Source organism: Sporosarcina sp. So3-204, from assembly GCF_058068165.1.
Map to the genome: position 1 here is coordinate 1,911,849 of NZ_CM176485.1, position 14,791 is coordinate 1,926,639.

The 14,791-nt window shown below is 36.8% G+C and carries 15 protein-coding genes; 11 read left to right on the top strand and 4 right to left on the bottom strand.

Features of this window, described 5'->3' with window-relative positions; translation table 11 throughout:
- Window positions 1-12 precede the first annotated feature (12 nt).
- Window positions 13-1,107: a copper resistance D family protein gene (locus AC3RV6_RS09285; RefSeq protein WP_489745761.1), complete on the bottom strand. Its 1,095-nt coding sequence runs from the start codon at window positions 1,105-1,107 to the stop codon at window positions 13-15.
- Window positions 1,108-1,704, bottom strand: a complete 597-nt coding sequence (locus AC3RV6_RS09290; protein ID WP_489745762.1) for a copper resistance CopC family protein — start codon at window positions 1,702-1,704, stop codon at window positions 1,108-1,110.
- A gap of 147 nt (window positions 1,705-1,851) precedes the next feature.
- On the opposite strand from AC3RV6_RS09290, the gene AC3RV6_RS09295 reads away from it, so the two are divergent.
- The 3 genes from AC3RV6_RS09295 (at window position 1,852) to AC3RV6_RS09305 (ending at window position 5,820) form a co-directional block, all read left to right on the top strand.
- Complete coding sequence (locus AC3RV6_RS09295) at window positions 1,852-2,172, top strand: ArsR/SmtB family transcription factor (protein ID WP_432351910.1); 321 nt, start codon at window positions 1,852-1,854, stop codon at window positions 2,170-2,172.
- A 13-nt stretch (window positions 2,173-2,185) separates the two neighbouring features.
- Entirely contained in the window at window positions 2,186-4,750 is a 2,565-nt protein-coding gene (locus tag AC3RV6_RS09300) for a heavy metal translocating P-type ATPase (RefSeq protein WP_489745763.1), read from the top strand.
- A 668-nt stretch (window positions 4,751-5,418) separates the two neighbouring features.
- Entirely contained in the window at window positions 5,419-5,820 is a 402-nt protein-coding gene (locus AC3RV6_RS09305) for a helix-turn-helix domain-containing protein (protein ID WP_489745764.1), read from the top strand.
- A 563-nt stretch (window positions 5,821-6,383) separates the two neighbouring features.
- Here the strand turns inward: AC3RV6_RS09305 and AC3RV6_RS09310 are convergent.
- Together AC3RV6_RS09310 and AC3RV6_RS09315 are read right to left on the bottom strand one after the other, a co-directional pair.
- Window positions 6,384-6,674, bottom strand: coding sequence for a YxcD family protein (locus AC3RV6_RS09310; protein ID WP_489745765.1), 291 nt, complete (start codon window positions 6,672-6,674; stop codon window positions 6,384-6,386).
- Complete coding sequence (locus AC3RV6_RS09315) at window positions 6,662-7,102, bottom strand: hypothetical protein (RefSeq protein WP_489745766.1); 441 nt, start codon at window positions 7,100-7,102, stop codon at window positions 6,662-6,664. The genes AC3RV6_RS09310 and AC3RV6_RS09315 overlap by 13 nt, the downstream gene beginning before the upstream one ends.
- Window positions 7,103-7,554: 452 nt before the next feature.
- Here AC3RV6_RS09315 and AC3RV6_RS09320 point away from each other — a divergent pair, with 452 nt between their 5' ends.
- From AC3RV6_RS09320 to AC3RV6_RS09355, 8 genes are all read left to right on the top strand, one after another.
- A complete protein-coding gene (locus tag AC3RV6_RS09320; RefSeq protein WP_489745767.1) occupies window positions 7,555-8,754 on the top strand; it encodes an ABC transporter substrate-binding protein in 1,200 nt (399 codons plus the stop codon).
- 82 nt (window positions 8,755-8,836) lie between these two features.
- Window positions 8,837-9,712, top strand: a complete 876-nt coding sequence (locus AC3RV6_RS09325) for a branched-chain amino acid ABC transporter permease (protein ID WP_489745768.1) — start codon at window positions 8,837-8,839, stop codon at window positions 9,710-9,712.
- A gap of 13 nt (window positions 9,713-9,725) precedes the next feature.
- Window positions 9,726-10,676: a branched-chain amino acid ABC transporter permease gene (locus tag AC3RV6_RS09330; RefSeq protein WP_489745769.1), complete on the top strand. Its 951-nt coding sequence runs from the start codon at window positions 9,726-9,728 to the stop codon at window positions 10,674-10,676.
- A complete protein-coding gene (locus AC3RV6_RS09335; protein ID WP_489745770.1) occupies window positions 10,666-11,460 on the top strand; it encodes an ABC transporter ATP-binding protein in 795 nt (264 codons plus the stop codon). The genes AC3RV6_RS09330 and AC3RV6_RS09335 overlap by 11 nt, the downstream gene beginning before the upstream one ends.
- The gene (locus AC3RV6_RS09340) at window positions 11,447-12,154 is read left to right on the top strand and encodes an ABC transporter ATP-binding protein (RefSeq protein ID WP_489749227.1); all 708 of its coding nucleotides are present in this window, start codon (window positions 11,447-11,449) and stop codon (window positions 12,152-12,154) included. The genes AC3RV6_RS09335 and AC3RV6_RS09340 overlap by 14 nt, the downstream gene beginning before the upstream one ends.
- Window positions 12,155-12,285: 131 nt before the next feature.
- Window positions 12,286-13,068 (top strand): SDR family NAD(P)-dependent oxidoreductase, encoded by a 783-nt coding sequence (locus AC3RV6_RS09345; RefSeq protein ID WP_489745771.1) that lies wholly within the window; start codon window positions 12,286-12,288, stop codon window positions 13,066-13,068.
- Between the two features lie 180 nt (window positions 13,069-13,248).
- On the top strand, window positions 13,249-14,082 hold the full coding sequence (locus AC3RV6_RS09350) for a transporter substrate-binding domain-containing protein (protein WP_489745772.1): 834 nt from the start codon (window positions 13,249-13,251) through the stop codon (window positions 14,080-14,082).
- 33 nt (window positions 14,083-14,115) lie between these two features.
- Window positions 14,116-14,784 (top strand): amino acid ABC transporter permease, encoded by a 669-nt coding sequence (locus AC3RV6_RS09355; protein WP_489745773.1) that lies wholly within the window; start codon window positions 14,116-14,118, stop codon window positions 14,782-14,784.
- The last annotated feature ends 7 nt before the right edge of the window (window positions 14,785-14,791 follow it).

Below are 14,791 nucleotides of genomic sequence, written 5' to 3' on the forward strand. Positions count from 1 at the left end.
TTTGCTACTGAATTATTGAATGCTTGCAATTAATCCTAAATATAGCGAAAGGGTACAGAACATCCCCATGAAAAATGAAACAACAGCTGGCGCTTTTTTTTGGAAGCTATAGAAGATAAGCCACATGAAGATGATCGCCACTATGAAATACATTGTACTAATTGTATTTAATCCTAAATGCACATGCATTGAAGGATCAATGATTCCTGTATAAAAATAGTCGAAGACTGCCGAAGGACCGCTACCACCAAGAGTCATCTCGATACTGTGAGGTGGTTCCTGTTGGCCCAAGACCGCTGTCGAAACAAAAGTAAAGAAAAGTAATATGCTTTCGAACTTCAACCAGGGTATTGGATTGACTTGCTCTTGCCCCTGCAATTTACGCCTAATCCAAAATCCATTAATAAAAGCAAAAAACAAAATAGGGATGATGGTCAAATGCTTGACTAATAAGGCTTGTCCATATGATAACATCCAAGCGTCCCCATACTCGTTTACATCGATGACCAATGTCATAAGAAATAATCCTGTTCCCATGATCGTGAGAAAACAGCCAATTGCCAAAGGTGTAAACCATTTTAAATAAGAAAGCCAATTCTCTTTGTTTTTCGAACACCAGCCGACGATAAGAAGTATACCCATCCATACTGTAACGGCTAGAAAATGTAATGAGTGAAAAACAAATCCACTCCATTCGGTTAGTGAAGCTGCGTGACTTGCCCATCCTAATGCCAACAGAAGCATGAACGTGAAAGCAAGTGAAATACCAGACAGTGCTTTGCTTTTCAATACCGGTAACAATGAAATGAATAAATAAAAGAAAATCGAGAGTATGACAGTGAAATTCCATGCCTTGCCAACTTCAAACCCGGTCAAAATATTTTGCAACGTCAAAAACATGCCGATGTCTTCATAAAGAAATAGGGCGATTCGAATGACAGGTGCAGCCGAAAAGAACACAATGCCTAACACCGCTAGTTGAATCAGTCGTTTCGAAATATGTATTTCCGGTTTCAGGCGATCAGGAACAAATTGAATGATAAATGCGCCCATTAAAAGTGAAAAACAAAGATACAATAAACTTTCAGAAAGATAAATCCAGACCATTTACTTTTTCCTTCTTCCTAACATCCAGCCAAAAAATCCACCTGTAATTGTAAATAAAACAACAAGGATGAGAACGAGTACATCATTCGACGCTATTTTTGATGAACTTTCAACTGATGTAACAGGTGTTTCTTCGGTTTTTCCAGATGCAATCGGATTCTCTACTTCATGTCGATTCCCAACGGTGGAATGATGAGTCTGTGTTTTTGTATGTTCATGCGTTGGTGTGTGTGTACCATCCACTTCATCTCTACTAACCTCAAATGAATAACCCCCTTCTATCGGGTGTCCATCTGCACCAATGATCTTCCACTCCACAGTATATGTACCATTATCCAATGGGGATATGAAGGCACCCGTCAACTTATTGTCATTGACTTGGATAGTATTGACGATGTTTTCCTCTCCAATGTTGTTAAAGACTTTTACAGTACTTGTTGATTCGACTTTTGAATTAAATTCCAAAACAACTTCATGAATGTCTTCAAATATGATTTCTGCATCGGTTGGTAAGGAGCTAGTTAAACCAGTATGTGCAGAGACTGGAGTTGCAAGGGTAAAAATCAAAATCAGTGTAGTGCCAATAATCTTCTTCATTTCTTCATTTCCTTTCACAGGCAATAATAATAACATTCTGTCACAACAATTGTAGATATGGACATAAAATTGACACACATATTAGTTGTTGCTAATATGATAATAACAAAACATATTAGTCTTGTCTAATGTATAAGGGGAGATAGAATGATTCAAGTAGATTTAGATCTTAAAGTGAAATTTTTACGTGCATTCGGAGATAAAACAAGGGTTCAAATATTAGAATGCATCAAATATGAAGAAAAAACTGTATCACAAATTGTTGATAGTTTAGACGGGAATCAGTCAAATATTTCGCAGCACTTAGCCTGTCTAAGAGGATGTGGAATCATTGAGGGAAGACCAGAGGGGAAATACGTCTACTATGGATTAAGAAATCAGCAAATAAAAGAGTTGTTAGACACATTTGATAATGTACTTAGTCAAATTCAAGATAATGTTGCTTGTTGTGAAAATCATATAAGTTAAAGAGGTGCGAAAAATGGACGACAGATGCTGTTCGACCAAAACAGAACCCGAAAAAGTAGGGGGACAAACAAATTGTTGCAGCAGTAACACTATAGAAACACGAGTCGAAGATGAATTTTGCAAAAAAGATTCAATGATTATGAAAGAAGATAGTAAAGTAACGACTTGCTGCAACAGTAAAGAACTAGAAAAGGCCTCGATTGTTTCAGACGATTGTTGCGCTAATACAAAAGAAATTCTAAATCCGATTAATGTAAATCTCAATGAAGGATTGAAAGAGGAATTTCGAGTTTATGGAATGGATTGTCCAGCTTGTGCGGTGACCATTGAAAAAAGTTTAAGCACTCAACAAAGTATCAATGCAGTGCACGTAAACTATAGTACCGGAAAAATGCAGGTTAGTTCGACTGAAGAACTCGTATTTGAATCTATCCAAAAACAAATGAAGAAACTTGGCTTTGAAGTTGAACCTATTAAAGTTAATAACAACTTGAAGAATTACTTTATTGAAGGCATGGATTGTGGATCTTGTGCCTTAACAATTGAAAACCACTTGAATAATCTTCCTACTGTCAAACACGTTCAGGTTAATTTTTCAACGGGCAAAATGAAAATTGAACACGAAAACAGCCCAGAAGACATTATTAACGAAGTAGCTAAAGCTGGATTTAAAGCGTCGCTCATCACTAACAATAAGCAGTCGCCTTCCTCCACACGTTCTACTAATCAGAATGGGGTCGTCATTTTTTCAGGTATATTAATTGCGCTAGGTTTTATCGGCTCTTACACGGGAATTTCTCCTTATTTAACGATAGCAATGTACGCGGTCGCAATGACAATTAGTGGCTATAAGCCTGTGAAGAGTGCTTATTATGCAATTAGAAGTCGTTCATTAGATATGAATGTCCTCATGTCTGCTGCTGCAATCGGGGCTGCTTTTCTTGGCGAATGGCTTGAAGGGGCTACCGTTGTTTGGCTTTTTGCATTAGGACTTAATTTACAGAATCGTGCTATCGAAAAAACACGCAAATCGATTCGTGGCCTTATGGAATTAACCCCTTCAAAAGCTTGGGTTAAGGTTGGCGACGAATTAATCAAAAAGCCTGTTGAAAAGATAGCAATTAATGACGTGATTATAGTGAAGCCAGGGGATAGAATCCCATTAGACGGAGATGTCATAGAAGGCGAATCCAGTGTCAATCAAGCCGCTATAACAGGGGAATCCATCCCTGTCGACAAAGAAAAAGGTAGTTTCGTGTATGCAGGTTCTTTAAATGAGCACGGATCACTGAGCATTAGAGTAACGAAACTAATAGAGGATACAACGATTTCTAAAATCATTCATTTAGTTGAAGAAGCTCAAGAACAAAAGGCGCCTACAGAAGCGTTTATTGATAAATTCGCACGTATTTATACACCTGTTGTATTCGTGCTTGCTCTTTTAGTGATGCTCGTTCCACCATTATTTGGATTTGGTACGTGGGATGAGTGGATATATAAAGGGCTAACGCTGTTAGTAATTGCATGTCCTTGCGCACTCGTTATATCGACCCCAGTTGCCATTGTTTCAGCTCTTGGAAATGCTGCCAAAAATGGCGTTCTTATTAAAGGTGGAACATTCTTAGAGAATGCGGGAACTATTAATGCCATCGCCTTTGACAAAACCGGAACACTCACTGAAGGAAAGCCAAAAGTTACTGACGTAGTAGTCTATAATGATTCAGAAGAAACCATGTTATCAATCGCTCGAACGTTAGAGGAATACTCGACACATCCCATCGCTAAAACAATTGTGGATTACGCGAAAGGAAAAGGCATTCAAGCAAAGAGTGGTTCAGAGTTTAAGAACCGTGCAGGAAAAGGGATCCAAGCAACAATCGGGAATGTGCATTACTTTGCAGGAAACAAAAAAATGTTTGAAGAGGTCAACGCTCCTATTGATAACCATCTTGAAGAAATCCTAAGACTGCAAGACGAAGGAAAAACCATTATCATTATAGGGACAGACGAAAATATTTTAGGGATAATTTGTGTATCCGATACAATTCGAAAAGCAACTAAAGTAGCGATTGCAAACCTAGAAAGAATAGGCGTTGAACAAGTTGTCATGCTGACAGGTGATAACGAAGGGACTGCCAAAGCAATTGCTTTAGAAGCCGGCGTGAATCGCTACTTCTCTGAATTATTACCAGAAGAAAAAGTAGATGCGATAAAAAAATTGCAAGAAGAAGGCTATCGAGTAGCCATGGTTGGTGATGGAATAAACGATGCCCCTGCACTAGCTACTGCAAACATCGGGATAGCGATGGGTGGGGCTGGTACAGATACTGCAATGGAGACCGCAGATATCGTTTTAATGGCTGACAACTTAGAGAAACTGCCACATACAATTAAGCTAAGTCGAAAAGCATTGTCCATTATCAAACAAAATATTTGGTTTTCGTTAATAATAAAGGTTGTAGCGCTACTATTAATTATCCCTGGCTGGTTAACACTATGGGTTGCTGTATTAAGTGACACTGGCGCTGCGCTGATTGTTATTTTAAATGCACTTCGTATATTAAAAGTAAAAGGTTAAGAACTATATACTCCTTAGCGAAATAGAAGTTAAGTAAATTGGTATTTGACTTCTCTTCACACATTCTAATTTGTCAATTTAATCGGTAAATTGCATTTCAAAGTAAACTATTTCTAAATAATAAAAGCAATTATCCAAATTGTGAGTTGGTTTTTAAATTTGGTCGTGCAAAATAATGCTTAAATTAAGCGCAGATCCCCTCTTAAAGTGAAACCATTAAAAATCGATTTTTAAATTTTATATAAACTTAATTTGTAATATACTGTTTAACTTCTGATTACAGCCAATAAATGTACCACTAGTGACATTGACTATACCAGTGTGTAAGAATACCTTTACAACTTCATACCTTTCGGATAATAAATATGCTTTCCAGAAATATGAATGCTATAGATATTATACAAAATCAGCTAATACGTAATAACCGATATGCCATAAACGGGCCAATTTAATTATTATTGGATATGTAAAAATTATTGAAGAATGGGCAAGCCGTAGATACTTGTAGAACATAAATTCAGCTTAAATAAACTTTCGGGGAAGAGATTATAAATGTTCCAGGTACAAGGATGACACGGGTTCTATCGCTCTTTTTTTGAAGATGAAAGAATACCTATCTTGTGAAAAAAGAGTAAGAATGATTAGCTGAATTTAGAAGGAGATATTTAGTGGAAATCAGTCATGAAATTAAAAAAAGAAGAACAGAATTGAATATTACTCAAGAAGAACTTGCAAAGCGATTAAATGTAACAAGGGCAGCAATTTCAAATTGGGAAGTAGGAAGAAATTATCCTGATATTCAACTTTTAGTGAAACTTTCAGACGAATTAAATATCTCTTTAGATCAACTATTGAGGGGAGATGAAAAAATGGTTTCGTCTATGGATAAGAAAATCAAAAAAGGAAACTTTGTAGACAAGTATTATGTCATTCTTTTAACGATTGTTAGTATGACATTAGTTGGTTACTTTACATTCGAGAACTGGGTTTCAACTATTATTTTCGGGCTAATTAGTGGAGGTATATTTGGAGTAATCATTGATTCAATTGGAAGAGGAAAAATCAAGTGAAATAATGAAAAAGTATAGTGCCACAATCGGGTGCGATTGTGGCACAAGATTTTTTTTGTAGACACTTAGTTGATTGGAGTGTAAGACGGCGACTCTGGGAGGATCAGCGGGACAGGCGAAACAACCAACGGAAGCGAAGCGGACGGGTTGGTCCACCGCCCGCCCTCCAGAACGCGTCCGTCTGGAACGGAAATCAACGTGTTATATAGACCGCTCGGGTGCGTTTGTGGCATAAGAAATTTGAAGGGCCTAATTAGGTCCCTTTTTTATTTGTGTAAAAATCAACACAATTTTAACCAACAAATTATCAGGGGTTTTAACGTCTGTATTAGCGGGGCTACAATAGTTATTGTATGTCTGTTGATTGGTCTGCTAATAAGCAATCTAAAGCTGTTGCTTTTCAACCACAAAGGTTGATACATAGGGAAAACAAAGACACCTAATTCATATGCGAATTAGGTGTCTTTTTGGTTGTTTAATTGCGTTTTTGTACCAGTGAACTGAACGGGTTACTTGTAATGGGCGTAGCGTTTTTTTGATTAATCATTTTTCAATCAGTTATTTTAAGAAATAGCTGCAATAATACCTTCAGCATCATCTAAAATAAGTTCGATGCTAGCAGCCATTGGATCTTCATTTAAATACTCTTCAAGCCATAAGCGTATTGCTGCAACTATATCAGATGTCATGAACACTTGTTGTTGTCCATTAACAAAAGCTTCCGCAGTAAATCCTTCAAGATCATCATACATGAGTTCTACTTGCACTTCATTTGGTTCTACATACTTCTTTCGCGAATGATAAACGCAAATCGCATTGATAATATCTTGTTCAGGAATAATTATCCGCGCCATGTGCTTACTGCCTCATTTTCTTTTTTCTCTTTGAACTTTTTGAATATGGCAAACCCTATCCTGATAACGAATAAGATAACCAACATGTTAATCGCAAATCCAAGAATTGAGCCCAGCATACCCATATTTGCGAATAGGCTGCCAAATAACAATCCAGCAATTCCTCCGATAAATAATCCCTTCATAAGACCACCTGCAGTAAAGCCGCCTTTTTTAGAAGTTGTTGATGTTGATTTGTTTGCAGTAGTAGTATCCTCTTTTTTCTTTTGGATATTTGTAGTTGTTGTCTTATTTTGGTTAGTATTAAAACTCTTCTTACCTGAGTTATACCGTTTTGCTTCAGCAGTTGTATCATCATTTAGAATATAGCTGCCAATTGGTGAGAATACAAGTGTGAATGCAAGTAATGCTGCTAATAATTTTTTCATTCTAATTCCCTTCACGATAGTTGGCATGAAATTTGTACAAGGTCGTACGTACCAACTCATTTATTTTATACTAAATCCCTTTTTATTCATACTGTGACGAATAAAGAATAATAATCTACTTACAATGTTTTCCTGTTCATATTTTAACTATATTTCATTGTATTCTTATTGTAATATATTTTTCAATTGCAAACAACTTGATAGCAATGGTTTTATTCAAAGTTATTGGACTAGTATTTTACTTAAAACTAGGGCTACTAGTGAGTATATGAAAATAATTTTATAGAAGCACATCGAAAGTTATACATTTCCTATAGACTGAATTCAAAGTTTGCCTTACAATAGGTATGTAGTAAGAAACAAAGTGATATTGCCTAAAGTTTAAATTGATTATTTAATGTATTTAATTGATTTGAATTGTCGGAAATATCAATAAAAAAGGGGGCTTACAAATGAAATTGAAAAAAATTGCAGGCGTTTTAGCTGCAACAACACTAGCTGTCGGTTTATTAGCAGGATGTGGTGCTGATAAAGCGGACAAGGAAGACAAAGGAACTACGGGTGGAGCTAGCGATAGCGAGACAATTAAAATCGGTGTTAACTTAGAATTGTCTGGAGCAGTTGCTTCTTATGGTACTTCTGAGGCTGATGGAATTGAACTTGCAGTTGATGAAATCAATGAAGCAGGTGGAATTGATGGTAAGAAAATTGAAATTATAAAAGTAGATAACAAGTCAGACCCTGCAGAGGCTACTAACGCAGCTATTAAATTGACAACTCAAGACAAGGTTACTGCTATTATTGGTGCAGCAACAAGTGGTGCTACAGTTGCACAAGCGCAAATTGCTAATGATAATGAAACACCACTTATTAGTCCATCTGGAACTAGTCCAACAGTAACAGTTAATGAAGATGGAAGCGTTAATGAGTTTGTATTCCGTACTTCCTTTATTGACCCATTCCAAGGAACTGTTGCAGCAAACTTTGCGGCAAATGACTTAAAAGTTAAAGAAGTTGCGATTTACTCTGATAACGCAAGTGATTATTCAAAAGGTTTAGCAGCTTCATTTAAAAAGGATTTTGAAGCAGCAGGTGGTAAAATTGTTGCTGACGAATCTTATATTGGTAAAGACACTGACTTCCGTTCAACGTTAACACGTATTAAATCTGCAAATCCTGAATTCATATTTATCCCAGGTTACTATGAAGAAGTTGGTCTAATCGTGAAACAAGCACGTGAGATGGGCATTGATGTTCCACTTATGGGCGCTGACGGTTGGGACTCACCAACTTTAATTGACTTAGCAGGAGCAGAAGCACTAAATAACACATTTACAACGAATCACTATTCTTCTGAAGATCCAGAAGGTATCATTCAAGACTTTAATGAAAAGTTTAATGAAAAGTATGGTAAAATGCCAGACTCATTTAACGCACTTGGATACGATACAGTTTATTTACTAGCTGACGCAATTAAGCGTGCAGGCGGTCCAGATTCAGTGAAAATTAAAGATGCATTAGCTGCAACAAAAGATCTTGAATTAGTAACTGGTTTGTATTCAGTTGATGAAAATCATCACCCAATTAAATCTGCAACAATTCTAGAATATAAAGATGGTAAGCAAGTATTTAACACGAAGGTTAATCCTTAATTTCACAAGTGAGAATGGGGGGAATATCCTCCCATTTCTTCTTTTTTAAAAATGATTTTATTATGATAGGAGTGAAAAAATCATGGATTGGCTACAACAACTTATAAACGGTATTTCACTCGGAAGTATTTACGCATTGATTGCACTAGGATATACGATGGTTTATGGCATTATAAAATTAATTAACTTTGCACACGGAGAAGTTTTCATGATTGGTTCGTTTATTGGTTTTTATTCGATTACTGGTTGGGGACTAGGTCTGTTTCCTGCTTTATTATTATCAATGTCAGTTTGTGCAATTATTGGTGTTGTCATTGAACGTGTTGCTTATAAGAGATTGCGTACTGCAACAAGAATTGCAGCTCTAATTACAGCGATAGGGGTATCTCTACTTATTCAAAATGGTGTAATTTATTTACGGGGCGCTCAACCAGCTGCTTATCCAGATGTATTCGTAAATAAATCATATAATTTATTTGGTGCTCAAATTAGTAGTCAATCAATCTTGATTCTATCTGTGTCTGTTGGTCTTATGATCATACTTCAATTTGTTGTACATAAAACAAAAATCGGGAAAGCAATGCGTGCTGTTTCTTATGACAGTGATGCTGCTAAACTCATGGGGATTAACGTAGATAATACAATTTCTGCTACATTCGCGATTGGATCGTCTTTAGCCGGTGCAGCAGGCGTAATTTTCGGGATTTATTATACTAAAATTGATCCGTTAATGGGCGTTCTTCCAGGTTTGAAAGCATTTGTTGCAGCCGTTCTTGGTGGGATTGGTATTATTCCTGGTGCCATGGTTGGCGGACTTTTATTAGGGGTAGTTGAAACAGTTGTTAGTGCACTTGGTGGTTCTTTGTGGAGAGATGCAGCTGCTTTCGTTATTTTAATCTTAATCCTCATCTTCAAACCCTCTGGAATCTTTGGTAAAAATAAACGAGAGAAAGTGTAGGTGAGATAAAGTCATGAAAAAGTCGAAACAATTTTGGTCATTTATTATTGTTTCCATCGCAGTATATGCAATCATTCAGGTCCTAATAAATGTTGGAATCCTCAACAACTTCTATTCTAATACACTAGTCTTTATGGCTATTAATATTATGCTGGCTGTCAGCCTACATTTAGTTATTGGAATTACGGGACAATTTTCACTTGGACACGCGGGATTTTTAGCCGTCGGTGCATATATATCCGCAATTGTAACGATGAAATTACATCTACCATTTCCAGTCGCTATTTTGTTAGCGGGTCTTGTAGCAACGTTTGCAGGTTTAATTGTCGGTATACCAAGTTTACGTTTAAGAGGCGATTATTTGGCAATCGCTACACTCGGTTTTGCTGAGATTATTCGTATTGTATTTTTGAATATTGATTACGTTGGTGGGGCTGCAGGAATGCAAGTGACCCATTTAACAAATTGGACCTATGCATTTGTATGTCTTTTTGTAACAATACTTGTCATTGTAAACTTTACAAATTCTAGACATGGTCGTGCTTGTATTTCAATTCGTGAAAATGAAATTGCTTCTGATGCAATGGGCATAAATACGACCTATTATAAAGTAATGGCATTTGCGATAGGGTCATTCTTTGCAGGTATTGCAGGGGCATTGTATGCGCATAACTTCTACATTATTCAGCCTTCTAACTTCGGTTTTTTAAAGTCTATTGATATTTTAATTTACGTCGTTTTAGGTGGACTAGGAAGCTTATCGGGTGCAATTGTTGCAACGATTCTTTTAACGCTAGTTTCTACATTCCTACAAGGCTATCCGGAAACACGTATGATTATTTATAGTCTTGTCTTGATTATTGTTATGCTTTATCGTCCAAAAGGTTTAATGGGTACGATGGAAATTACAGATTACTTTAAATTATGGAGAGGTTCGAAAGGAGGCAACCAACATGACCAATAAATCGCTGCTTCAGGTAAAAAATGTTGGTATACAGTTCGGTGGATTAAAAGCCGTTTCGAATTTCAATATGGATCTAAAGCAAGGAGAACTAGTCGGTTTAATCGGACCAAATGGTGCTGGTAAGACGACAAGCTTTAATATGTTAACGGGTGTTTATAAGCCGACAGAAGGCGATATCATATTTAATGGTAAACGCATAAACGGTATGGCACCTTTTAAGATTACACGCGGCGGCATAAGTCGGACATTCCAAAACATTCGTTTATTCAATGAACTATCCGTTTTGGATAATGTAAAAGTGGCTTATCATTCATTAGCAAAACATTCTATTGCTAGTTCTGTGTTACGCCTACCATCTCATTTTACTGGTGAAAAAGAAATGGAAAAGAAAGCATTGGAGTTCCTTGAAATCTTTCAATTGACCAAGTATAAAGACGAAGCTGCAAAGAACTTACCATATGGTAAACAAAGAAGATTAGAAATTGCGAGAGCATTAGCCGCTGGTCCCGAGTTACTGCTATTAGATGAACCTGCTGCTGGGATGAATCCGCAAGAAACGAAAGATCTTATGGAATTAATTGCTTTCATTCGTAAAGAGTTCAATTTAACGATTTTGTTAATAGAGCATGATATGAACTTAGTTATGGGAATCTGTGAACGCATTTATGTATTGGATCATGGTGTACTTCTGGCAGAAGGATTACCTGAAGAAATCCGTAATAATCCAAAAGTAATAGAGGCCTATTTAGGGGAGGAAGTTCCTGATGAGCATGCTGAAAATTGAAAATCTGAACGTTTATTATGGTAGTATTCATGCACTAAAAGGCGTTTCATTAGATGTCAATAAAGGTGAAATTGTCACCTTAATTGGTGCCAATGGTGCTGGTAAAAGTACTTTACTAAAAACGTTATCTGGTTTAATTAAACCAAAAGAAGGTACGATAGAGTATATGGATGAATCAATAGCAGGTACGCCAGCGCAGGCAATTGTAAAAGCAGGTATATCCCATGTGCCTGAAGGAAGACGTGTTTTTGCTGACATGAGTGTAGAAGAGAATATTGAATTAGGCGCTTTCTTAAGAAATGATAAAGCCGAAATTCAAAAGGACTTTCAAAAAGTTTACGAAATATTTCCACGTCTTTTAGAACGCCGGAAACAATCTGCTGGAACGTTATCAGGTGGAGAACAGCAAATGTTGGCAATGGGAAGAGCTATTATGGCAAGACCAAAATTACTGTTACTTGACGAGCCATCGATGGGATTGGCTCCACTGATGGTAAAGACAATCTTCAAAGTGATTAAGGATATTAACGCTGAAGGTACAACAGTTCTTCTTGTTGAACAAAATGCAAATATGGCATTGTCTATCGCAAATCGTGCGTATGTAATTGAAACGGGAAGAGTTATTCTTTCTGGAACACCAGAAAAGCTACTTGCTAGTGAAGAAATTAAAAACGCCTATCTTGGCGGACATTAATATGGATATATCTAAAAAGTCAGTAATCACTTTTGTGATACTGACTTTTTGTTGTGTTAGAATAAGTTAACACGTAATTGGAATTAATTAGCAGAGTTTAGGACTGAATAGTTTGAGGAGGGGGAAATTAAATGGATTTAGGGTTAACAGGAAAAGTAGCTTTTATCACTGGTGGGAGTAAAGGGATTGGATTAGCAACAGCCGTTCAGTTAGTTCAAGAAGGGGCGCATGTTGCAATATGTGCGAGAAATGTTGAAAATTTGGCTTCGGCGGCGATATACATTAAGCAAGAGACAGGCGCTGATGTGTTGGCGATCCAAACCGATGTTTCAAAAGAAAAGGAATGTGAAGAAGCTATTTCAGCGGTCATTCATAAATACGGAAGATTGGACATCGTTGTTAATAATGCGGGTACTGCGGCTGCAAAACATTTTGAAAAAGTAGAGACTGCACTTTGGCAACAAGATCTTGATTTAAAACTGTTCGGCGCTATTCATTGTTCTAAGTTTGCGATTCCGCATATGCGTGAAGTAGGCGGAGGCGCGATTGTTAATGTAACAGCATCTATAGCGAAAACACCACCCGCTTCTTCATTACCGACGACAGTGAGCCGTGCAGCGGGTATGGCACTTACTAAAGCGATGAGTAAAGACCTAGGGCCAGACAATATTCGTGTGAATACGGTTGGGATTGGTTTAATTCGAAGTGACCAGGTTGAAAATATGTGGCGCGAAAGCGATCCTGATCTAACATGGGAACAATATGCTCGAAAGGCAGATCACAACGTACCTCTTGGTCGTATTGGGAATACGGATGAAGCAGCAAAAGTAATTACCTTCTTAGTGTCAGATGCCGCGTCTTACGTGACAGGCACGTCTGTAAATATTGATGGGGGTTCTGCAGGAGCATTGTAATTACTTTTTGTGATACTAAATTAATAAACTATTTTCATGACCATATCTTTACCTCATGTAGCCTTTTAACCTATTTAATTTAAATGCAGTTTAATAGCAGAATATTAGGGAAGCTAAAATAGGTAAGACCTTAAAGAGTTAGAAACAAGTTTACTAACAAAAAAAGGGGAGATTTAAAAAATGAGAAGAATTAATTTAGCATTTTTATTAGTAGTAGCAACTGTCTTATTACTAGCAGCTTGTGGAAAAGACGAGGCATCGGATACTGAAAATTCAAATGATACAGATGATGTGGGCTATGAACTTGTAAAAAAAGGAAGCTTTACATTTGCAGCAAGTGGACTATATAAACCATTCAATTTTGAAGAGAATGGTGAATTAACAGGATTTGATATTGAAATTGGAAATGCGATTGCTGAAAAATTAGGATTGGAACCTAACCCTGTAACAAACCCTTTTGAAACAATAATGCAAGGACTACTTGGCAATAAGTATGATGCTATTATTGGATCTATGGCTTACACAAAAGAGCGAGCGAAACAAGCCAATTTTACTAAACCTTATTATTATTCAGGTGGTATGATTTTCGTTTCAAAAGATAATGAAGATATAAAAACAGAAGAAGATGTAAAAGGCAAAAAGATTGGTGTAGTATCACAAACAACTTATGAAAAACCAGCACAAACACTTTCAGATGATATACAGTTTTATAGCAGTGATGTAGTTGCACTTAAAGATTTAACTATTCCAGGTAGATTAGATGCTGTTATTACGGCAGATATCGTTGGATTTGAAGCAATAGACAATGGTTTTGAAATTAAAGAAGTAGGTCAAGCGCTGTGGGTTGAACAGCCTTCTATTGCTTTAAAACCAGAAAATGATGCATTAAGAGAAGCAATTGACGAAGCACTAGCAGAAATGATTGAGGATGGTACGTATGATGAAATTTCTCAGAAATGGTTTAAACGAAATTTACTCGATATTGACTTGGACAAAGTAGAGTTATTGGACTAAACAAAACCATTCACATGAGAGAGGTCATATCGGATGCCAGATACATTCATTACATTATATGAAGTTTTTTTACGAACGTATGAAGGTTTCTTAAAAGCAGCCCTTATCACTATAGAATTAACAGCAGTTGCGATTGTGATAGGTACTGTATTTGGTATTGTTTTCGCTTTAATGAAAATATCTAAATCAAAAATACTTCAAACAATCGCAAACTTATATATTACAATTATTCGTGGAACACCACTTATTGTGCAAATTATGTTCCTTTACTACGGAATTACATCAATTATTGTTCTTTCAAACTTTTGGGCTGGCGCAATTGCACTCGGCATCCATAACGGTGCCTATATTGCGGAAGTTTTCCGCGGTGCCATCCAAGGGGTTGACCGTGGACAGGAGGAAGCAAGCCTTGCAGTTGGTATGAATCGTCGTCAAGCAATGCGCCGGATTATTTTCCCGCAAGCGCTTCGTCGTGCGATTCCTCCTCTTGGAAATCAGTTCATTATCACATTGAAAGACTCTTCACTTGTGTATGTTATTGGGGTTTCTGAACTATTTGGTTTAGCGAATCGTGAATCAGCTGCTTCATTCCAATCATTTGAAACATTTTTAGTCGTCGGTTTATATTATCTCGTATTAGTACTAATCTTCACTGGACTACTAAAATGGTATGAAAATAAGTTAGACGTTGAGAGCAAGTGAGGAGTGT